Below are 19,978 nucleotides of genomic sequence, written 5' to 3'. Positions count from 1 at the left end.
CGCGTCAGCGGCCCCGGTAGACGGGCGGGCGCTTCTCGCGGAAGGCGAGCGTGCCCTCCTTGGCGTCCTCGGAGCCGATGACCGGCCAGCCGAGCTCGTCGGAGACCTTGAGCGCCTCGGGCTCCGGCAGTCCGAGCGTGTCGCGGTAGGCGCGCAGGATGGCCTGGACGGCCAGCGGGCCGCCGGCGGCGACGTCGGCAGCCAGCTTCAGCGCCTCGGGCAGCGCCTGCCCGTCGGGGACGACGCGGTTGACCAGCCCCATCGACAGGGCCTCGGCGGCGGTGACCGCCCGCCCGGTCAGCAGGAGGTCCATGGCGTGACAGTACGGGATCTGCCGGGGCAGCCGGATCGCGCTGCCGCCCATCGGGAACAGCGCGCGCCTGGCCTCGAACAGGCCGAGCGTGGCCGACTCGGCGACGACGCGCAGGTCGGTGCCGACCAGCAGCTCGGTGCCCCCGGCCACGGCGTGGCCCTCGACGGCGCTGATGATCGGCTTGGTGGGCAGGTCGGCGCGCAGCAGGCCCTTCCAGTGGTAGTCGGCGATCTTCGCGCCGCGCGCCTGGACCTCGGGGTCCTGCGGCGGCCGGCCCATGGCCTTGAGGTCGGCGCCCGCGCAGAACGTGCCCTGCGCGCCGGTCAGGACGGCGACGCGGACGGACGGCTCGGCCGACACGTACGCCCACGCGCTCGCCAGGCCGATCAGCATGTCCGACGACAGCGCGTTGCGGGCCTCGGGGCGGTCCATGGTGACGACGACCACGTGGCCGTCCCGTTCGACGCGGCAGTGGGGGGTGCTGATCGGCAGCGATTCCACGGACACCTCCTGAAATCAAGCGCTTGCTCCCACATTAGCGGCGGGTTACGCTCCCGGAAAGAAACGAGAACAGGTTCTCGTTTGTCTGCGCCCGGGTGAGGAGTTCCGATGGGCACGCTCGGTTTCTGGAGACTGGCGCAGGCGGACCCCGGCTGGGTCGCCGCCGTGGACCCCGACGGCACGGAACATCGCGCCGGTGACCTGCTGGCCAGGGCGAACCGGCTGGTGCACGGCCTGCGCGAGCTCGGGCTGCGGCCCGGCGACGGCTTCTGCGGGCTGGTGCCCAACGGGGCCGACGGCCTGGTGCTCTACCTGGCCGCGTTACAGGCGGGCTGGTACTACACGCCGATCAACTGGCACCTGACCGGCCCGGAGATCGCCTACATCCTGGCCGACAGCGAGGCCAGCGCGTTCTTCGCGCACCCGCGCTACGCGGCCGAGGCCGCCCGCGCCGCCGAGGCCGTCGACCCCGGCAGGTGCTTCGGCGTCCCGGAGCTCCCCGGCTTCCGCCCGCTGAGCGACCTGACCGACGGCAGGCCGGACACCCTGCCCGGCGACCGGACGGCCGGCGCCACCATGCACTACACTTCCGGCACCACCGGCTGGCCCAAGGGCGTGCGCCGCCCGCTCAGCGGCCTCGACCCCGACGACGCGGCCGAGCTGATGACGTTCCTGCCCGGCCTGTTCGGCATCACGCCCGGCCGCCCCAACGCCCACCTGGTCACCTCGCCCGGCTATCACACGGCCGTCACCCAGTTCGGCGGCACCGCCCTGCACATGGGCCACACCCTCGTCCACATGGACCGGTGGGACGCCGAGGAGATGCTGAGGCTCTGCGAGCGCCACCGGGTGACGAACTCGCACATGGTCCCCACGCACTTCAAACGCCTGCTGTCGCTGCCCGAGGAGACCCGGGGCCGCTACGACCTGTCGTCGCTGAAGTGGATGATCCACGCCGCCGCGCCCTGCCCGGTGCCGGTCAAGCGGGCGATGCTGGACTGGTGGGGCGACTGCGTCTACGAGTACTACGCGGCCACCGAGGGCGGCGGCACCCTGGCCACCCCCGCCGACTGGAAGGCGCACCCCGGCACCGTCGGCCGGGCCTGGCCGATCAGCGAACTGCTCGTCGTCGACGACGCGGGCGACCCGGTGCCCACCGGCACCCCCGGGACCATCTACATGAAGATGATGGGCGCCTCCTTCGAGTACAAGGGCGACCCGGCCAAGACCGAGGCGAACCGGCTCAAGGACTACTTCACCGTCGGCGACATCGGCTACCTGGACGAGGACGGTTTCCTGTTCCTGTGCGACCGCAAGGCCGACATGATCATCTCGGGCGGGACCAACATCTACCCCGCCGAGATCGAGAACGAGATCATCGTCCACCCCAAGGTCGCCGACGTGGCCGTCTTCGGCATCCCGGACGAGGAGTGGGGCGAGCAGATCAAGGCCGTCGTCGAGCCCGCCCCCGGCGCCGAGCCCGGGCCCGAGCTGGCCCGGGAGATCCTGGCCTCGCTGGAGGGCCGGCTGTCGCGGATGAAGTGGCCCAGGACCGTCGACTTCATCGCCGAGATGCCCCGCGAGCCCAACGGCAAGCTGCTCAAACGCAAGCTCCGGGCGCCCTACTGGGAGGGACACGAGCGTGCCATCTGACGAGCCGCTGACGGCCGAGCACGTGCTGGAGTTCCCCGGCGGCTACACGCGCACCACCGGGCCGGTGATCGGCCGGTTCCTGACCGAGCTGCGCGCCGGGCGGCTCGTCGGCGTGCGCACCGCCGAGGGCCGGGTGCTGGTGCCGCCGCTGGAGTACGACCCCGCGACCGGCGAACCGGTCACCGGCGAGTACGTCGAGGTCGGGCCCGCCGGGACCGTCACCGCCTGCGCCTGGGTGCCCGAGCCGCTGGACGGCCACCCGCTGGACCGGCCGTTCGCCTGGGCGCTGATCAAGCTGGACGGGGCCGACACGGCGCTCGTGCACGCCGTGGACGCGGGCAACCCCAAGGCCGTCACCGCCGGGACCCGGGTGTGGCCGGTGTGGCGCGGCGAACGCACCGGCCACATCACCGACCTCTCCTGCTTCGCCCCGGAGGTGACGAAGATCGTCTCACCGGTGCGGAGCGCGTACACGCTCAGGGCGGGCGGGGCGCTCGGCGTCTTCCTGGAGGGCATCGGGCGCGGCGTGTTCGTCGGCGGGCGATGCGGCGGCTGCGGCAAGGTGTACGTCCCGTACCGGCTGTCGTGCCCGGAGTGCGGCCTGCGGATCGCCGAGCGGACCGAGCTGCCCGGCACCGGCACCGTCACCACCTTCGCGATCAACAACCTGCCCGACCCGCGCGCCCCCGAGGTGCCGTTCGTGTCCGCGTACATCCTGCTCGACGGCGCGGACGTGCCGATGATCGCGCTCGTCGGCGGGGTGCCCGCGCACGAGGTGCGCCACGGCATGCGGGTGCGCGCCGTATGGGTCCCCGAGGACGAGCGGACGCCGTCGATGGCCGGCGTGCGGTGGTTCGCCCCCACCGGCGAGCCGGATGTGGAGCTGTCATGAGAAGGGTGGCGATCGTCGCCTTCGCCCAGACCGAGCACACCGACCACGACACCGGCCTGGCCGAGCCGGAGCTGATCCTGCCCGTGATCGACGCGGTCAAGGCGGCCACCGGGCTCAGCCGGTTCGGCTTCACCTGCTCCGGGAGCTGCGACTACCTGGCGGGCGCGCCGTTCTCGTTCGTCTCGGCGCTCGACGCGCTCGGCGCCTGGCCGCCCATCTCCGAGAGCCACGTCGAGATGGACGGCGCCTGGGCGCTGTACGAGGCGTGGGTGCGGCTCCAGCACGGGGACGTGGACAGCGCGCTGGTGTACGGCTTCGGCAAGTCCACGCCCGGCGATCCGCGCACGCTCATGACCCTGCAGCTCGACCCGTACTACCTGGCGCCGCTCGGGCTCGACCAGGTGTCCTACGCGGGGCTGCAGGCGTCGGCGGCGGGCGTGCCGCGCGCGGAGCTGGACGCGATCGTCCGGCGCAGCCGGGCCGACGGGCGGCGCAACCCGTACGCGCTCGACCTGCCCGACGAACTGGCCGCCGAGCCCGTCGCAGGGCCGGTGCTGGCCTGCGACGTGGCGCCCGTGACCGACGGCGCGGCCGCGGTCGTGCTCGCCGCCGGCGACCTGGCCGCCGAGCTGTGCGAGCGGCCCGCGTACGTGACCGGCATCGCGCACCGCATCGAGCCGCACTACCTCGGCCTGCGCGACCTGGCCAGGTCCGCGTCCGCCGCCGACGCCGCGCGGGCCGCCGGGGTCGGCAAGGGGCCCGTCGAGGTGGCCGAGCTGCACGCGCAGTTCGCGCACGAGGAGCCCATCCTGCGCCGCGCCCTGGAACTGCCGGACGACACGGTGATCAACCCGTCGGGCGGCCCGCTCGCCGCCAACCCCGTCATGGCCACCGGCCTGATCCGCATCGGCGAGGCCGCCCGCCGCGTCCACGACGGCACCGCCCGGCGCGTCGTCGGCCACGCCGCCGGCGGGCCCTGCCTGCAGCACAACCTCGTCACCGTCCTGGAGGCATGATGGCGCAGCGCTGCGCGGTGATCGGCGTCGGGCAGACGCACTACACGACCAAGCGCCGGGACGTGTCCATGGCCGGGCTGGTGCGCGAGGCCGCGCTGCGCGCGCTCGAGGACGCCGGACTGACGTTCAAGGACATCGACGCGGTCGTCATCGGCAAGGCCCCCGACCTGTTCGAGGGCGTCATGATGCCCGAGGCGTACCTGGCCGACGCGCTCGGCGCCGCCGGCAAGCCGATGATGCGCGTGCACACCGCCGGCAGCGTCGGCGGCTCCACCGCCCTCGTCGGCGCCGGGCTCGTCCAGGGCGGCGTGCACGAGCGGGTGCTCGTCGTCGCCTACGAGAAGCAGTCCGAGTCCAACGCCACCTGGGCGCTGTCCACGCACCTGCCGTTCAGCTCCTCCCTCGTCGTCGGCGCGGGCGGCTACTTCGCCCCGCACATCCGCGAGTACCTGCGCCGCACCGGAGCCCCCGGCCACATCGGCACGCTCGTGGCCGTCAAGGACCGGCTCAACGCGCTGCGCAACCCGTACGCGCACCTGAAGATCCCCGGCATCGACCGGGCGATGGTCGAGTCCACCCCCATGCTGTGGGAGCCGATCCGCTACCTGGAGACCTGCCCGTCCAGCGACGGCGCCTGCGCGCTCGTGCTGTCGTCCGAGCGCGCCGCCACCGGCAACCCCGCCTGGGTGCACGGCGGCGCCATGCGCTCCGAGCCGATCTTCCGCGCCGGGCGCGACACCGTCAGCCCGCAGGCGGGCAAGGACTGCGCCGCCGACGTCTACCGGCAGGCCGGCGTCACCGACCCCCGGCGGCAGATCGACGTCGCCGAGGTGTACGTGCCCTTCTCCTGGTACGAGCCGATGTGGCTGGAGAACCTGGGATTCGCCGCCGAGGGCGAGGGCTGGAAGCTGACCGAGTCGGGCGCCACCGCGCTCGACGGCGACACCCCGTGGAACCCCTCGGGCGGCGTCCTGTCCAGCAATCCGATCGGCGCGTCCGGGCTGATCAGGTTCGCCGAGGCGGCGCTCCAGGTGCGCGGCGCGGCGGGGGAGCACCAGGTGGACGGCGCGCGGCTGGCGCTCGGCCACGCCTACGGCGGAGGAGCCCAGTTCTTCGCGATGTGGATCGTCGGACGGGAGAAGCCCTGATGGAGTTCAACCACGCTGACCTGTACGAAGGGCTCGCGGACGCGATCGGGGACCGGGTCGCCGTGGTCTGCGGCGCCGAACGCCGCACCTACGCCGAACTAGACGCCGAGGCCAACCGGCTCGCCCACCACCTGAAGGACCTCGGCGTCCGGCCCGGCGAGCACGTCGGCATCCACCTGTGCAACGGCGTCGAGTACGTCGCCGGGCTGCTGGCCGCCCTCAAGATCCGGGCGGTGCCCGTCAACGTCAACTACCGCTACGTCGAGGCCGAGCTGCTCTACCTCTACCGCGACTCCGACATCCGGGCGCTGCTCTACGACGTGGAGTTCGACGCCCGGGTGGCCGCCGTCGCCGGCGACGCGCCCCGGCTGGAGCACCTGATCGCCGTCGGCGGGTCGTCGGCCGTCCCGCACGCGGTCCCGTACGAGGAGGCCTTACGCGCCGGCCGGCCCGAGCGCGGGTTCGGGCCGCGCTCCGGGCAGGACGTGTACATCATCTACACCGGCGGCACCACCGGCCTGCCCAAGGGCGCCATGTGGCACGTCGAGGACCTGTTCATGGCCTTCGGCGGCGGCAACCCGTACGGCGAGCCGCGCGCCACGCCCCGCGAGGTGGTGGAGGAGGCCACCAGGACCGCCCCGATGATCATGATGGCGGCGCCGCCCCTCATGCACGGCGCCGCCCAGATGGCCACGTTCATCACCTGGTGGATGGGCTCCACCATGGTGTACGTGCGCAAGTTCCACGCCGCCGAAGTGTGGCGGACCGTCGAACGCGAGCGCGTCTTCACCCTCAACATCACCGGCGACGCCATGGCCAGGCCGCTCGCCGAAGCCCTGGAGGCCGGCTCGTACGACGTGTCCTCGCTGTGCGTCGTCAGCTCCACCGGCGCCATCCTCAGCGGGGCGGTGCGCGACCGGCTCCAGGAACTGCTGCCCAACGTGATCATCCTCGACAACTTCGGCTCCACCGAGTCCGGCTACACCGCCTCCGGCGTCGCCGGCTCCTCGCCCGAGACCGGGCTGCGCTACCGGCCGAACGCCACCGCCGGGCTGGCCGTGCTCGACGACAAGCTGCGCCCCGTCACGCCCGGCTCCGGCGAGCTCGGCACCGTGGCCAAGGCCGGGCGGATCGCGTTCGGCTACTACAACGACCCGGGCAAGACCGCCCGCACCTTCGTCACCGACTCCGCGGGCACCCGCTGGCTGCTGACCGGCGACCTGGCCAGCGTCGAGCCCGACGGCACCGTCAACGTGTTCGGGCGCGGGTCGCAGTGCGTCAACACCGGGGGCGAGAAGGTCTTCCCCGAGGAGGTGGAGGCCGTGCTCAAGGGGCATCCCGCCGTCTTCGACGCCGTCGTCACCGGCGTGCCCGACGAGCGGTGGGGCAGCAGGGTCGCCGCCGTGATCGAGCCCCGGCCCGGCCTGCACGTCACCGAGGCCGAGCTCGACGCCCACTGCCGGCGGCTGCTGGCCGGCTACAAGGTGCCGCGCGCGTGGGCGTTCGTCGCCGAGATGATCCGCTCCCCGGCCGGCAAGGCCGACTACCGGTGGGCCAAGCAGGTGCTCACCGGCGGGTGATCACTGGGCACCGGTAGCGCGCAGCACCGTCTCGCGCACCCCGGCGGCCATGGCACGCAGCGGCGCCACGCGGTCCGCCTGCTCCGGGGGCACCCGCTCCTGCTCCGCCAGGGACCAGCCCGCCGCGTCCAGCGCCGCCCTCGGCCGGTCGAGCGCCACCAGCCCCGCCGCCAGATACGCGTACGTCAGCGCCGACGTCACCGGGTCGTCCGGCTCGTCGCACAGATCGGCCGCCCGCTCCAGCAGCGCCACCGCCTCCGCCGTCCGGCCCGCCTCCAGCAGCGTGATCCCGTACAGCGCCGTCGCCCGGCCGCCGCCCGGCACGTCCGCCGCCCGCGCCAGCACCGTCAGATCCGGCCGGCCCAGCTCGTGCAGCAGCCCGCCCAGCCGCCCCAGCGCCGCGCCCAGCTCCGCGCCGTAACGGGCCGGATCGCACGCGGCCAGGCACTCCAGCACCCGCACCGCCAGCTCAGCCCCGTCCGCCGCCGTCTCCGGATCGCCGACGACCTCCGCCACCGCCGCGTACGTCTCCAGGCAGCGCCCCAGCAGCTCGTACGCCTCCGCGCCCGCCCGCACCGGGACGTCACGCTCCAGCGCGGCGGCGTGGTCCGTCAACGGCGGCAGCAGCTCGGCCATCGCCTCCGCCAGCCGCGCCCGCTCCCCGGGGCCGCCGCGCGAGGCGGCCTCGAACGCCACCCCGAGATAATCGGCCAGCTCGCCCAGCACCTCCAGGCCGCCCGCCGGACCCTCCAGCGCCCGCCCGTAGAACGCCGCCGCCTCGGCCGGCTCGCCCTGGTCCACGTACCGCCCGCCCAGCCGCAGCAACGCCAGCCGGTGCGTCGCCGCGACCTCGGGAGCCACCGGGACCTGCTCGTCGAACAGCCCCGACAGCAGCGTCGTCCCACGCACCAGCTCCACCGCCGCCCGCTCACCGTCGCCGAGCAGGCTCCGGCACAGGCCGCTGAGCTGCAGGCACGTACCGGCCAGCACCTCACGGCCCACCGGCGGGAGCACCGCCAGCGCCGCACCGGCCGCCTCCAGCGCCCCCTCCAGATCGCCCCTGGCCAGCCGGATCCCGCCGCGCAACCGCAACGCCCCGGCCAGCGCCGCCACCCCCACCCCGGCGGGCACGCCCCACTGCCTCGACTCCCGCGACGGCTGCTCCACCTGGGCGCGCAGCAGCTCGACCAGCCGGTCCGCGGCGGCCTCCGCCTCCGCGTCGCGGCGCGTCCTGGACAGCGCCGTGGCCGCCAGCACCAGGCGCTCCACCAGCTCCAGCCGCACCTCCGGCCCGCACGCCGCCACCGCCGCCGTCAGGTGCGGCACCGCCTCCTCGTCCCGGCCCAGCGCCACCAGCGACCGGCCCAGCGCCGCCGCCACGTCCCCGGCCAGTCCCGTACGCGCTTCCGCAGGGACGTACCGGTCGAGCAGCTCGGCGGCCTGCTCCGCCAGCACCACGCCGTCCGCCGGGCGGCCCGTCGCCGCCCACGTCCAGGCGAGCCTGGCCTGCACCGCGACATGCTCGCGCACGTCGCCGTCGCCGCGCCGGTGGTCGGCCAGCTCCCGCTCAGCCTTGGTCACGTCCTCCTCGGGGCGCACGCTCGGCACCAGGTTGATCAGCGCCGGCGGAGGCGGCGCCGCCTCCGCCTCCCGGCCCCGCTCCACGGCGGCGAGCACGTCCACCCGCCGCTCGCCCCGCTCCCGGTACAGCTCCGCGGCCCGCTCCAGGTACGCCGTGCCGTCGACGTTCCGGCCCAGCTCCAGCAGGCACATGCCGAGCAGCCGCGCCCCCCTCGCCGACAGGCTGCCGCCGGTCGCCGCCTCGCGCAACGGCTCCAGCGCCTCCTCCGCCCGCCCGTCACCCAGCAGGCACTCGCCCAGGTCGAGCAGTCGCCGTACGAGCTCGGGCCGATGCCCGTCCGGCTCCGTCACCACCAGCGCCCGCAGGCACGCCACGGCCTCGGCCGCGCTCGCGGCCGCCTCGCCGTAGCGGCCCCGGTCCGCGTACAGCCCGGCCAGCTCCCCGGCCGCCGACGCCAGCTCCGCGCCCAGGCCCGGCTCCCGCACGACCGCCCCGCGCAGCCTCGCCACCGCCTCGGCCGCCGGGACCACGGCCCCGTCCGCCTTCCCCAGCCGCCCGGCCACCCGCCGCAACGCCCGCCACACACCCTCGTCCGCCGTCTCCGGCAGGGCCCGCGTGGCGGCGACCGCCAGCGCCGTCCCGAGCTCCCTCAGCCTGCCCTCGTCCAGCGCCATCCCGGGCCCCAGCGGCGCCGGCCCGCCCGTCATGTCCCCGGCCCGGCCCGCGCCGGTGCCTGCGAGCAGCACGTCCCCGACGGCCCCGGCCAGCTCCACGTCCCCGCCCGCAGCCGCGAACGCCGCCACCGCCTCCCCGAGCCGTCCCTGCCCGAGCAGCGCACACGCCAGGTTGTACTGCGCCCCGGCGGCCTGCCCGGCATACCCGGCCTCCACCTCGGCCAGCCGCCGGAACCGTCCCGCCGCCTCCCGCGCCACATCCACCGGGTTCGGCGTGCCCACCGCTTCCCGCGCTGCGGCCTCCGGGGGCGGCGGGTTCGTTGCCTCGGGCGCTCGCTCGTGCGGCGCTCTCTCCCGGGGTGCGGCCGGTGGGTGGCCGGTGGCCGTCTCTCGTGCTCGTCCGTGTGGTGCGGGCTCGCGTGACGGCGTCTCCTCGGGCGGGGCAGTGAGGAGGAGGCAGGCGGCGTGGTTGAAGAGGGCCTGGGCGGCCGGGTGGGTGTCCGGGGATGTGGTGGCGAAGGTCTCGACGGCCTCCGCCGCGGCGGCCGTCGCCTCCGGGAGCCTGCCCAGGGCCGCGAGCCGGACGGACAGGTCCGACAGGGCGGCGGCCAGCTCGGCGGGGTCGCCGCCGGCGCGCAGCGACTCGGCGCGCAACTCCGCCAGCGTGGCCTCCAGCGCCCGGAGCCCGAGGTGCCCGGGCGGGCCCGGCGGCACCGCCATCGCCGCCCGGGCCAGCGCGGGCTCGTCGCGCAACGCCCGCACGGCCGCGTCCAGCAGGTCGCCGAGCTGCTCCCCGGGGTCGGTGGCCGCCTCGCCCGCCATCCGGTCGAGCCGGCCGGCCAGCAGAGCCAGCAGCGCCTCCCGGACCCGCGCGTCGCCGCACGCCGCCCGCAGCACCGCGAGCATCCGCGCCAGGTGCCCGGCCGTGCGCGCCGGGTGGTCGTGCAGGGCGAGCACCAGGTCGGTGAGCCCGTCGACGCCGCCGAGCAGCCGTTCGGCCACGACCGCCGAGGCGGGCCCGTCGTCGTCGAACCCCGCCGCGCCCGGCACCACGGACAGCAGCGCCCGCCGCTCGCCGGGGGCCGGTGCGGTCAGCGTGACGACCGCCGCGGCCTGACGCCAGGCCGGGTCGCCGTGCCTGGCCTGCTCGTGTTCGAGGAGCCGCGCGATCGGGTCGCCGCCGGGCTCGGGGGCCAGTCCCCGTACGCGCATCAGCGCGGCGACGTGCACCTGGAGCGGCCGGTCCGGCTCGTCCTCGCGCGCCTGCGGGTGCCGGTGGGCGGGCCGCTCGTCGCCCACGACGAAGAACCGGCCCGGGGCGCGCTCGTCCTGCCGGGGCGCGGGCGGGGCGCTCACCTGGGCGGAGTGCAGGGTGAAGGCGTGGGTGGCGGCGGTGGCGTGGGCGGTGCGTTCGACCGGGCTGAGCGGCCGGGCGTCGAGGTGGATGGCGGTGCGGGTGAGGTGCTTGAGCAGCCCGCCGGCCGCCGCGTCGAAGCGCTGCCACCAGTCGGGCCCGGCGTGGGCCCGTGCCACGAGGAGGACGCGTACGCGAGGGTTGTGCGGGTGGGCGGCCAGCCGCCGGATCAGCTCGCCGGGCAGGGCGGCCGACGGCTCCGGGAGGTCGACGACCAGGAGCGTCGGGCCCAGGGCGTCCAGCGGGACGGCCGGGCCGGACAGGGAAGGGAAGCGGAGGAAGCCGGTGTCCCAGCCGATGGAGCCGAGCTCGTCGCAGAGCTCGGCGGCCAGGCGGGTCTTGCCGGTGCCGCCCGCGCCGGTCAGGACCGCGATGGAGAGGCGGTCGGGGCTCGCGGCCCAGCTGCGCAGCGTGGCCAGCTCGTGGGTACGGCCGAGGAACGGGACGACGGCGTGGCGCGGGGCGAGCAGCGCCCAGTCGGGGGAGCCGGGCGGCAGCTCGTCGAGGGCGGGCAGCAGCAGGTCGGGCAGGAGGAGGCCGGGCTCGCCGGTCAGCTCCTCGACCTGCTCGGGTCGTACGCCTGCCAGCTCGCGGAACCCGGCGTCGGCGAGCAGCGCGGCGACGGGCACGACGTCCAGCCGGCGGTGGGCGTGCCCGGAGCGGCCGGCGCGCACGACGCCGAGCACCTGCCGGCCGTGGGCGCCGACGAGCGCGGCTCCCGACAGCCCGAGCCAGTCCGGCAGCGCCACGTCCACGCCGCCGGGCGCCTCGGCGGCGGGCACGGCGGGGGGCACGGCAGCGGGCACGGTCCAGCCGGTCACGGTGGCGGAGGGCAGGCCCCAGCCGGGGATGCCGTCGAGGCAGCCGGTTGCCGTGATCAGGGGGCGGCGGCCGTTCGGGTGGGTGGGGTGGTCGCCGTTGGGGTGGGCGCGCGGGTGGTCGTCGCGGCTGTGGGCGAGGGCGTAGCCGTGCACGACGCAGGGCAGGCCGGCCTGCCGGGTGGCGGCCCAGCGGACGTGGTCGATGCCTGGCACGTTCCGCCAGGGCGCGTCGGGGACGCGGAGGAGGGCGGCGTCGGTGCTGCCGCGCCCGCGCCACACCTGCTCGGCCTCGGCCCACCAGGGCCAGCGCGAGGAGCGCACCTGGAAGGGGGACTCGGGGTCGCGCGCCGAGGTCAGCACGAGGTCGGGGCCGATCACGTACCCGGATCCGGTCGCGCCGACGAGGTCGTCGTGACCGGAGTAGACCTCGACGACCCGCTGGAGCCCGAGGCTGTGGGGTGGCCTGTGCATGGGGCCCGCCTCTTCGCTACATGCCGTCCGAAGTGTCGTCCATGACGAGGGTGTCACCCTTTCCGGCCGCTGCGAAGGCGGTGGCGGGGTGACATGGGGTTCGCCGATGGCGGGTGCCGCGCAGAAACGCCTGGAGCCCCCGCCACCCGCTCACTATGGCACTAGAGACACGAAATTTCCGGCTTGTCGCTCTTCTTCGCCGCCTGGCGATCATTCGGGAAGAGGCATGTCACCCGGCGGCTACATCCGCTACGCCTTCTCGCCGGTGAGCCAGGCCGCCAGCCCGAGGTAGACCAGCCCGCTGCCCACGTCGAGCCGCCGCCGCGCCCGGGCCGAGCCGCGCACGTAACCGGCCAGGGCAGACGACAGCAGCGCGTACGTGCCGTCGCTGGCCATGCCGAGCACCATCCAGATCAGCCCCAGCACCAGCATCTGCGGCGCGACCGGCCCGGCGGACGGGTCGGTGAACTGCGGCAGGAACGCCAGGAAGAAGATCGCCGTCTTCGGGTTGAGCACGTTGACCACGAACCCCTCCCAGAACATCCGCCGCCTCGACTGCTCCGGCACCGCCACGGCCTCCTCGCCGCCGCCCCGACGCACCAGCTTGCGCAGCCCGAGCCAGACCAGGTAGGCGACGCCCGCGTACTTGACGACGGTGAAGGCCGTCGCCGAGGCCGCCAGCAGGGCGCTGACCCCGAGCGTGGCGGCGACGACGTGCACCACGGACCCGGCGTGCACGCCCAGGACGGAGACGAGCCCCGCGGACCTGCCCTGGGCGACGCTGCGCGTGACGATGAAGAGCACCGCGGGCCCGGGGACCAGCAGCAGCGCGAGCGTGGCCGCGCAGAAGAGGGCGAGTGTCGTCAGATCCGGCATGCGGCCATCGTAGGAGGGCGCGTCAAAGGGTTTCCCGCAGCGCCGACCCCAGCGCCGACCGTAGCGCCGCCAGCAGCGCCTCGGTGGCCGGCGGGTGCGGCGGCTCGCCGTAGACGGCGGCGTAGACGTGCCTGGTCGAGCCCGGGATCAGGGTCGCCGACACCTCCGGGTGGCGGTGCGCGCGCAACGCCAGCCCCGGCAGGACGGTGACGCCCATCCCGGCGGCCACCAGCGCCTGCACGGCCACGATGTCGTCGCTGGTGAACGTGATGTCCGGGGCGAATCCCGCCTTGTCGCACAGGTCGAGCAGATGGCTGCGGCACCGGTCGCACCCGGCGATCCACGCCGATCCGGCATGCCCTTCCAGCGTCCGGTCCGGGCCGGGCGAGACCAGGTAGCTCGGGTCGTCGAGCAGGTGGACCATCTGGATGCCGTTGTCCTCCGGCGCGGTGTCGTCGTAGCGGAAGATGACCGCGACGTCGACCCGCCCGGCCCGCAGCAGCTTGAGCGCCTCGGGCGGCTCGGTCTCGGTCAGGTGCAGCCGCAGCCCCGGGTGCTCGCGCCCGAGCAGCCCGGCGGCCTCGGGGACGAACGTGCCGAGCGCCGACGGGAACGCCGCCAGCCGCACCCGCCCCGACCGCAGCCCGACGTGCGCGGCCAGGTCGTCCTCGGCGGCGTCGAGCCGGCTCACGATGTCGGCGGCGCGCTCGGCCAGCAGCCGCCCCGCCTCGGTCAGCCGGATGCCGCGCCCGGCCCGCTGGATCAGCTTGGCCCCGGTCTCCGCCTCCAGCCTGGCCAGGTGATGGCTGACGGACGGCTGCGCGTAGTGCAGCTCCTTGGCCGCGGCCGTGAGCGATCCCTTCCGGGCGACCGCCAGCAGGACGCGAAGCCGCACGACATCAAGCATCCATCAACCGTACCTATGAATGAGCCTCATTACTTCTGTTGGACCTATCGATGCCGCCGTAGGACCGTGGAGGAAAGGAGGCAAGCCATGAAGACGACCCTGCGTCCCGGGCTCGGCGAGCTGGTGCCGGGCATCCGCGCGATCACCGACCGCGGCCTCGGCCGCCGCGAGACCGCGTTCGCGGTCGCCGACCTGCTGCGCGACGGGCTCCCCCCGCTGGACATCCTCACCGAGGAGGAGCGCGCCGGCTCACCCGACGGGTACGTGTCCCGCGTGCTGCACGCGCAGGACGCGTTCTCGGTCGTGGCGGTGGTCTGGCGGCCCGGCCAGGACACCGTCATCCACGACCACGTCTCGTGGTGCGCGTTCGGCGTCCTCAGCGGCGTCGAGCACGAGACCCTCTACCGGGACATGGGCGACCACCTGCTGGAGATCGGGCGCGCCGACAACCGGCCCGGCGAGGTCAGCGGCTTCGCGCCGCCCGGCGACCTCCACAAGGTGCGCAACACCAGCGCCGAGGTCGGGGTCTCGATCCACGTGTACGGGGCCGACGTGAGCAGGCTGGGCAGCAGCGTCCGCCGCGTCTACGACCTGCCGGTCCGCGCGTCCTCGGCGGCCTCCCGGTCGTAGGCTTCGAGCCGGTCGGCCAGCGCGGCGGGCCGCGACAGCATGACGCTGTGGCTGCCGTCGATCTCGTCGGCCGTCACCCCGAGCCGCGCCCGGGCCATCTCCCGCATGAACGACGCCGGGAACCAGCGGTCGTCCCGGCAGAGCAGGAAGCGGGTCGGCACGTCCGGCCACCGCTCCAGCGGCCACGGCTCGACGAGCGCCTTGTCCGCGTGCCCCCGGTTGTGCCGCGACGCCTCGGCGGCCAGCTCGGGCGGCACGTCGTGCATGAACAGCGCCACCTCGTCGTCGATGTCCTTGTCGCCGAAGCCGGTGTTGGCCCACCAGTCGCCGGGCGCCTCCCCGGGCACGGGCACCATCGCGGCCAGCATCACCAGCAGGTCGGCCCCGGCCCGGTCGCACACCAGCGGGCCGACGAAGCCGCCCCACGAGTGCGCCACCACGGCCAGCCGCCCGGCGCTCTCGCCTGTGCGCTCCCCTGTGCCCTCCCCGCCGGCCTTCGGCGCGGCCCGCCGGACCGCATCGGCCACGGTGTCCGCGTAGTCGCCGAGCCCGGCGTCCGGGTCCTCGATGGGCAGGTCGACGGCCACCGTGGCGTGGCCGCGCCGGCGCAGCTCGTCCTCCAGCAGGTGCCAGTACCAGGCGCTGCCGCCGCCGCCGTGGATCAGTGCGAACGTCGTCACGCTCACTCCCGGCCGGCGATCGGCGCGGGCAGGCGGGTCTGGAAGTCCAGCACCCCCACCCAGGCGGGCCGGACCGCGATGCGGGCCATGCGCACGCCGGGCCGGTCCGCCTCGGCCACGTTCCTGGCGCCCTGCTCCGGGCCGGCGTAGCGGTGGTGGGCCAGGGCGTACTCCGGGACGATGCCCTCCCAGTCGGTCACCTCGGCCCGGCCCCGGATGAGCAGCACGTCGGGCGGCATCGTGTTGGCGTCGATGGTGATGGCGACGTCGGGCCTGGCGCGCAGCGCGGTGATCTTGGCCGCGCCGGCGAACGTGGCCATGACCAGCTCCTCGCCGTTCCAGTGGAACATCGTCGGGTAGACGCGGGGCGTGCCGTCGGCGGCGACGTAGGCGACCCTGGCCAGCTCCGTCGAGACGAGCAGCCTGCGGGCCACCTCGTGCTCCAGCAGCCTGAGGTCGCCCTGCGGCAGTGTGTTCAGGTCGGTCTCCATAGTCCTAAACTAGGACTATCTGGTGCGAGTTGGCAAGGAGCCTGATGAGAACGTACGACGACCCCTGTGGCATCGCCCGCGCCCTCGACCACGTCGGCGAGCGGTGGGCGCTGCTGATCGTCCGCGAGCTGCTGCTCGGCCCCAAGCGCTTCACCGACCTGCGCGCGGGCCTGCCCGGCGCGAGCCAGAACGTGCTCTCCCAGCGCCTGCGCGAGCTGGAGGAGTCGGAGGTGGTGCGCCGCCGCAAGCTGCCGCCGCCCGCCGCGAGCCAGGTCTACGAGCTGACCGGCCTCGGCCGCGACCTGGAGCCCGTCGTGCTCGCGCTGGCCCGCTGGGGCAGCCGCACGCCGCTGCGCTCCGACCGGCCGCTCAGCCCCGACGCGCTCATGTACGCCCTGAAGTCCACTTTCGACCCCCGGGCCGCCGAAGGCTTCACCGGCAGCGTCGAGCTGCGCCTCGGCGAGCAGCGCTTCCTGGCCGCGGTGGACGGCGGTCGGCTCACGCTGACCCGGGCGGCCGACGGGCAGGCCCCGGCCCAGGCCGTCCTCGACAGCGACCCCGGCACGCTGCGCGCCGTCGTGTTCATGGGCGAGCCCTGCGACAGGATGGCCGTCGAGGGGGACAAGCAGGTCGCCGAGCGGTTCGTCCGGCTCTTCCCGCGCCCGGCGACGAATTCCTGACCCCGCCGGAGTCCATCCCCCCGAACCGACACGGGAAGGACCCCGCCATGGAGACCCATCTCGACGAGCGCTTCAGCGCGCCGGGCGCCACCGCCACGCCGTGGGAGCAGGCTCGCGACGAGCTGGCCCGCGCGCAGACGTACTGGCTGTCGACCGTGCGGGCGGACGGCCGCCCGCACGTCACGCCGCTGATCGCCGTCTGGCACGAGCGCGCGCTCTACTTCTGCACCGGCCCCGGCGAGCAGAAGGCCCGCAACCTGGAGACCAACCAGCGGTGCGCGCTCACGACCGGCGCCAGCGCCCTGCGCGAGGGCCTCGACCTGGTCGTCGAGGGCGTCGCCGCCCAGGTGTCCGACCCCGGCCTGCTCCACGCGCTCGCCGCCGCCTACGTGGCCAAGTACGGCGAGGAGTGGCGCTTCGAGGTGCGCGACGGCGCCTTCCACAGCGAGGAGGGCGGCCGGGCGCTGGTCTTCGAGGTCGCCCCGGACAAGGTGCTCGGCTTCCGCAAGGGCGACTACGCCCAGACCCGCTGGCGCCCCTGACCCACGACCGGCCGGGACCCGGACAGGCGAAAGGGCGGCGAAGGCGCTGCCGCGCTTCGCCGCCCTTGGGCCCTTGGCTTTCCCTAGACGCCGAGCGCCGAGGGGAGGCTGAGCTCGCGCAGGAACAGCGCCTCGGTGGTGGCCACCCGGCGCAGCTCCTCCAGGTCGAGCCGCTCGTTGGGCGCGTGGATGGCCGCGTCCTCGTCCTCGGCGCCGAACAGCAGGATCTCCGCCGCCGGGAACTGCTTGAGCAGCGTGTTGACCAGCGGGATGGAGCCGCCGGCGCCGACGTCGCGCGGCGGGCGGCCGAAGGCGCGCTCCATGGCGCGGTTGAGCGCCGAGCGTGCCTTGCCGCCGGAGTCGGCCTGGAAGCCGGAGCCCACGGTGAAGTCGCCGAACGACACCTTGACGCCCCACGGCGCCACCTGGCGCAGGAACTCCACGACCGCGTTGACCGTGGTCTTGGGGTCGCCCGCCGGGGGGACGCGGACGGTGACGCGGGCCCGCGCGACCGGCTGGACGGCGTTGACCGCGCCCGAGACGCTGGGCACGTCGAGGCCGGTCACGGTGATCGCGTAGGAGGCCCAGAGGCGGTCGGCGAGCGAGCCGGACCCGACCAGCGAGACGCCGTCGACGACGCCGGCCGTCTTGCGGAACTCCTCCTCGGAGGGGCCCTGGCCGAGGAAGCTGCCGCGCGGCAGGCCGGGCACGCGGATGTCGCCGTTCTCGTCGTGGAGCGCGCTCACCATGCGCATCAGGGCGGCGAGCGCGTCGGGGGCGGCGCCGCCGAACGAGCCGCTGTGCACGGGCTCGCGCAGGGTGCGCACCTCCATCGTGAAGGCCGCCATGCCGCGCAGCGACGTGGTCACCGCGGGGTCGCCGACGCGCGGGTTGCCGGTGTCGGCGACCACGATGGCGTCGGCGCGCAGCAGGTCGGGGTTGCGCTCGACGAACGCCTCCAGCCGCTCGCCGGCGTACTCCTCCTGGCCCTCGATGATGACCTTGATGCCGACGGGGAAGCGGCCCTGGAAGGCGCGCAGGGCGGTGACGTGGGAGATGATGCCGGACTTGTCGTCGGCCACGCCCCGGCCGAAGAGCTGCCCGTCGATGAGGGTGGGCTCGAAGGGCGGGGTGCGCCAGGCGGCCGGGTCGCCGGCGGGCTGCACGTCGTAGTGGGCGTACAGCAGGACCGTGGGCATGCCGGGCGGGGCCGGCGATTCGCCGTAGACGGCGGGGAAGCTGCCCTCGACGGGGATCTGCTGCACGCGGGCCAGGCCGGTGCTGCGCAGCAGCTCCTCCACCGCCGCTGCCGCCGCCAGCACGGGCTCCTCGGGGTGCCCCGGGAAGGCCACGGAGGGGATGGCGGCCAGGCGCCTCAGTTCCTCGACGGACTGGGGCATGGCTGCCGCGACGGCGCTCTCGATCTGGTCAGGAGTCACGGGTGGGTCCCCCGGGGTCGTTCTCGATAGTTAACGTCTCATTGCATCACACAAGGCTTCACTGTGCGTGAAACCGGATGCTGCATCGGCTAATCTACCTGCGGATTTCGTAGTTGTTACATACCGGTTCTGCGGATCTCGGTTTTCTTGCAGAGTGTCGCGACGCATTCGCTTGGCAAAGCGTAGGTGAAGATGCAGACTGTGGGGAGGTCAGACACAAGGGAAGATAGCTATGACGCAGCCGGAAAACGACGTCCTGAAGGCCGCTCAGGACAACCTGTGGTTGCACTTCACGAGGCACAGCGCCTACCAGCAGTCCGAGGTCCCGACCATCGTCCGCGGTGAGGGCTCCTACATCTACGACATCAACGGCAAACGCTACCTCGACGGGCTGGCGGGACTCTTCGTGGTCCAGGTCGGCCACGGGCGCGGCGAGCTGGCCGAGGCCGCCGCCAAGCAGGCCCAGGAGCTGGCGTTCTTCCCCCTGTGGTCCTACGCGCACCCGAAGGCCGCCGAGCTGGCCCAGCGCCTGGCGGCGATGACGCCGGGCGACCTCAACCGCGTGTTCTTCACCACAGGCGGCGGCGAGGCCGTCGAGACCGCGTGGAAGCTGGCCAAGCAGTATTACAAGCTCGTCGGCAAGCCGCTCAAGCACAAGGTCATCAGCCGCCAGATCGCCTACCACGGCACCCCGCAGGGCGCGCTGTCGATCACCGGCATCCCGGCGTTCAAGCAGATGTTCGAGCCGCTGGTGCCCGGCTCGGTGCGGGTGCCCAACACCAACCACTACCGCGCCGACGAGATCACCGGCGTGCCGGGCATGACGCCCGAGCAGTACGGGATCTGGGCGGCCGACCGGGTGGCCAGGGCGATCGAGATGGAGGGCCCCGACACGGTGGCCGCCGTGTTCGCCGAGCCCGTGCAGAACGCCGGCGGCTGCTTCCCGCCGCCTCCCGGCTACTTCCAGCGGCTGCGCGAGATCTGCGACGAGTACGACGTGCTGCTCGTCTCCGACGAGGTCATCTGCGCCTTCGGCCGGCTCGGCACCATGTTCGGCGGCGAGAAGTTCGACTACGTGCCCGACATCATCACCTGCGCCAAGGGCATGACCAGCGGCTACTCGCCGATCGGCGCCATGATCGCGCACGAGCGGCTGTTCGAGCCGTTCAAGAACGGCGACCAGATGTTCGCCCACGGCTACACCTTCGGCGGCCACCCCGTCTCCGCCGCCGTCGCGCTGGCCAACCTGGACATCTTCGAGCGCGAGGACCTGCTCGGCCACGTCACCAGGAACGAGCCCGTGTTCCAGGCCACGCTCGACGGCCTGAAGGACCTGCCGATCGTCGGCGACGTCCGCGGCTCCGGCTACTTCTGGGGCATCGAGCTGGTCAAGGACAAGGCCACCAAGGAGACGTTCGACGCCGACGAGTCGGAGCGGCTGCTGCGCGGCTACCTGTCGCACGCGCTGTACGACGCCGGCCTCTACTGCCGGGCCGACGATCGCGGCGACCCGGTCATCCAGCTCGCGCCACCGCTGATCGCAGGACCGAAGGAGTTCGACGAGATCGGGTCGATACTCCGCTCGGTGCTCACGGAAGCGTGGGCGCGATTGTAGAAACCCCCCATCCGGTACGGCTCGCCGTACCGGATTTTTTGTTCCCGAAAGGA

16 protein-coding genes are annotated in these 19,978 nt (G+C 74.2%); 9 read left to right on the top strand and 7 right to left on the bottom strand.

The features are described 5' to 3' along the window. Positions 1-4 precede the first annotated feature (4 nt). Positions 5-814, bottom strand: a complete 810-nt coding sequence (locus ACWDXC_RS02530) for a crotonase/enoyl-CoA hydratase family protein (RefSeq protein WP_449977238.1) — start codon at positions 812-814, stop codon at positions 5-7. A gap of 108 nt (positions 815-922) precedes the next feature. On the opposite strand from ACWDXC_RS02530, the gene ACWDXC_RS02525 reads away from it, so the two are divergent. From ACWDXC_RS02525 to ACWDXC_RS02505, 5 genes are read left to right on the top strand one after another with little or no spacing between them, the layout of a single operon-like run. Further along, a complete protein-coding gene (locus tag ACWDXC_RS02525) occupies positions 923-2,467 on the top strand; it encodes an acyl-CoA synthetase (protein ID WP_449977235.1) in 1,545 nt (514 codons plus the stop codon). Then, positions 2,457-3,359 carry a Zn-ribbon domain-containing OB-fold protein gene (locus tag ACWDXC_RS02520; protein WP_449977232.1) on the top strand — a complete coding sequence of 301 codons (903 nt, stop codon included), beginning with the start codon at positions 2,457-2,459 and terminating at the stop codon, positions 3,357-3,359. The genes ACWDXC_RS02525 and ACWDXC_RS02520 overlap by 11 nt, the downstream gene beginning before the upstream one ends. After that, the gene (locus ACWDXC_RS02515; protein WP_449977229.1) at positions 3,356-4,375 is read left to right on the top strand and encodes a lipid-transfer protein; all 1,020 of its coding nucleotides are present in this window, start codon (positions 3,356-3,358) and stop codon (positions 4,373-4,375) included. The genes ACWDXC_RS02520 and ACWDXC_RS02515 overlap by 4 nt, the downstream gene beginning before the upstream one ends. After that, positions 4,375-5,523: a thiolase domain-containing protein gene (locus ACWDXC_RS02510; RefSeq protein WP_449978156.1), complete on the top strand. Its 1,149-nt coding sequence runs from the start codon at positions 4,375-4,377 to the stop codon at positions 5,521-5,523. Before ACWDXC_RS02515 ends, ACWDXC_RS02510 begins: the two co-directional genes overlap by 1 nt. Next, positions 5,523-7,103: an acyl-CoA synthetase gene (locus ACWDXC_RS02505; RefSeq protein WP_449977227.1), complete on the top strand. Its 1,581-nt coding sequence runs from the start codon at positions 5,523-5,525 to the stop codon at positions 7,101-7,103. The genes ACWDXC_RS02510 and ACWDXC_RS02505 overlap by 1 nt, the downstream gene beginning before the upstream one ends. On the opposite strand, the gene ACWDXC_RS02500 is transcribed toward ACWDXC_RS02505, so the two are convergent. From ACWDXC_RS02500 to ACWDXC_RS02490, 3 genes are all read right to left on the bottom strand, one after another. Next, the gene (locus ACWDXC_RS02500; RefSeq protein ID WP_449977224.1) at positions 7,104-12,065 is read right to left on the bottom strand and encodes a hypothetical protein; all 4,962 of its coding nucleotides are present in this window, start codon (positions 12,063-12,065) and stop codon (positions 7,104-7,106) included. Between the two features lie 249 nt (positions 12,066-12,314). Continuing rightward, entirely contained in the window at positions 12,315-12,941 is a 627-nt protein-coding gene (locus ACWDXC_RS02495; RefSeq protein WP_219511272.1) for a LysE family translocator, read from the bottom strand. A 22-nt stretch (positions 12,942-12,963) separates the two neighbouring features. Further along, positions 12,964-13,848 carry a LysR family transcriptional regulator gene (locus tag ACWDXC_RS02490; protein ID WP_449977221.1) on the bottom strand — a complete coding sequence of 295 codons (885 nt, stop codon included), beginning with the start codon at positions 13,846-13,848 and terminating at the stop codon, positions 12,964-12,966. A gap of 87 nt (positions 13,849-13,935) precedes the next feature. Here ACWDXC_RS02490 and ACWDXC_RS02485 point away from each other — a divergent pair, with 87 nt between their 5' ends. Continuing rightward, positions 13,936-14,478: a cysteine dioxygenase gene (locus ACWDXC_RS02485; RefSeq protein WP_449977218.1), complete on the top strand. Its 543-nt coding sequence runs from the start codon at positions 13,936-13,938 to the stop codon at positions 14,476-14,478. Here ACWDXC_RS02485 and ACWDXC_RS02480 read toward each other — a convergent pair. Both ACWDXC_RS02480 and ACWDXC_RS02475 read right to left on the bottom strand, forming a co-directional pair. After that, positions 14,433-15,158, bottom strand: coding sequence for an alpha/beta fold hydrolase (locus ACWDXC_RS02480; protein WP_449977215.1), 726 nt, complete (start codon positions 15,156-15,158; stop codon positions 14,433-14,435). The two genes, ACWDXC_RS02485 and ACWDXC_RS02480, sit on opposite strands and share 46 nt — an antisense overlap. A 2-nt stretch (positions 15,159-15,160) precedes the next feature. Then, positions 15,161-15,649: a pyridoxamine 5'-phosphate oxidase family protein gene (locus tag ACWDXC_RS02475; protein WP_364182242.1), complete on the bottom strand. Its 489-nt coding sequence runs from the start codon at positions 15,647-15,649 to the stop codon at positions 15,161-15,163. A 44-nt stretch (positions 15,650-15,693) separates the two neighbouring features. Between ACWDXC_RS02475 and ACWDXC_RS02470 the strand changes: the two genes are divergently transcribed. Continuing rightward, entirely contained in the window at positions 15,694-16,329 is a 636-nt protein-coding gene (locus ACWDXC_RS02470; RefSeq protein ID WP_449977210.1) for a winged helix-turn-helix transcriptional regulator, read from the top strand. Between the two features lie 47 nt (positions 16,330-16,376). Next, complete coding sequence (locus tag ACWDXC_RS02465) at positions 16,377-16,871, top strand: pyridoxamine 5'-phosphate oxidase family protein (protein ID WP_449977207.1); 495 nt, start codon at positions 16,377-16,379, stop codon at positions 16,869-16,871. An 83-nt stretch (positions 16,872-16,954) separates the two neighbouring features. On the opposite strand, the gene ACWDXC_RS02460 is transcribed toward ACWDXC_RS02465, so the two are convergent. Next, a complete protein-coding gene (locus tag ACWDXC_RS02460; RefSeq protein WP_219511258.1) occupies positions 16,955-18,310 on the bottom strand; it encodes a M20/M25/M40 family metallo-hydrolase in 1,356 nt (451 codons plus the stop codon). Positions 18,311-18,542: 232 nt separating this feature from the next. Here ACWDXC_RS02460 and ACWDXC_RS02455 point away from each other — a divergent pair, with 232 nt between their 5' ends. After that, positions 18,543-19,925, top strand: a complete 1,383-nt coding sequence (locus ACWDXC_RS02455; protein ID WP_219511257.1) for an aspartate aminotransferase family protein — start codon at positions 18,543-18,545, stop codon at positions 19,923-19,925. Positions 19,926-19,978 lie beyond the last annotated feature (53 nt).

The sequence above is a fragment of the Nonomuraea sp. NPDC003214 genome, assembly GCF_053590035.1.
Note: the sequence above shows the minus strand (reverse complement) of the source record. Positions and strands in the feature narration are given on the sequence as shown.

Bases quoted from the DNA above. Each gene is read 5' to 3' on its own strand.
- ACWDXC_RS02455 (WP_219511257.1), top strand. From the start codon at position 18,543: ATGACGCAGCCGGAAAACGACGTCCTGAAGGCCGCTCAGGACAACCTG.
- ACWDXC_RS02475 (WP_364182242.1), bottom strand. From the start codon at position 15,649: ATGGAGACCGACCTGAACACACTGCCGCAGGGCGACCTCAGGCTGCTG.
- ACWDXC_RS02495 (WP_219511272.1), bottom strand. From the start codon at position 12,941: ATGCCGGATCTGACGACACTCGCCCTCTTCTGCGCGGCCACGCTCGCG.
- ACWDXC_RS02525 (WP_449977235.1), top strand. From the start codon at position 923: ATGGGCACGCTCGGTTTCTGGAGACTGGCGCAGGCGGACCCCGGCTGG.
- ACWDXC_RS02465 (WP_449977207.1), top strand. From the start codon at position 16,377: ATGGAGACCCATCTCGACGAGCGCTTCAGCGCGCCGGGCGCCACCGCC.
- ACWDXC_RS02505 (WP_449977227.1), top strand. From the start codon at position 5,523: ATGGAGTTCAACCACGCTGACCTGTACGAAGGGCTCGCGGACGCGATC.
- ACWDXC_RS02485 (WP_449977218.1), top strand. From the start codon at position 13,936: ATGAAGACGACCCTGCGTCCCGGGCTCGGCGAGCTGGTGCCGGGCATC.
- ACWDXC_RS02510 (WP_449978156.1), top strand. From the start codon at position 4,375: ATGGCGCAGCGCTGCGCGGTGATCGGCGTCGGGCAGACGCACTACACG.
- ACWDXC_RS02515 (WP_449977229.1), top strand. From the start codon at position 3,356: ATGAGAAGGGTGGCGATCGTCGCCTTCGCCCAGACCGAGCACACCGAC.
- ACWDXC_RS02470 (WP_449977210.1), top strand. From the start codon at position 15,694: ATGAGAACGTACGACGACCCCTGTGGCATCGCCCGCGCCCTCGACCAC.
- ACWDXC_RS02500 (WP_449977224.1), bottom strand. From the start codon at position 12,065: ATGCACAGGCCACCCCACAGCCTCGGGCTCCAGCGGGTCGTCGAGGTC.
- ACWDXC_RS02490 (WP_449977221.1), bottom strand. From the start codon at position 13,848: ATGCTTGATGTCGTGCGGCTTCGCGTCCTGCTGGCGGTCGCCCGGAAG.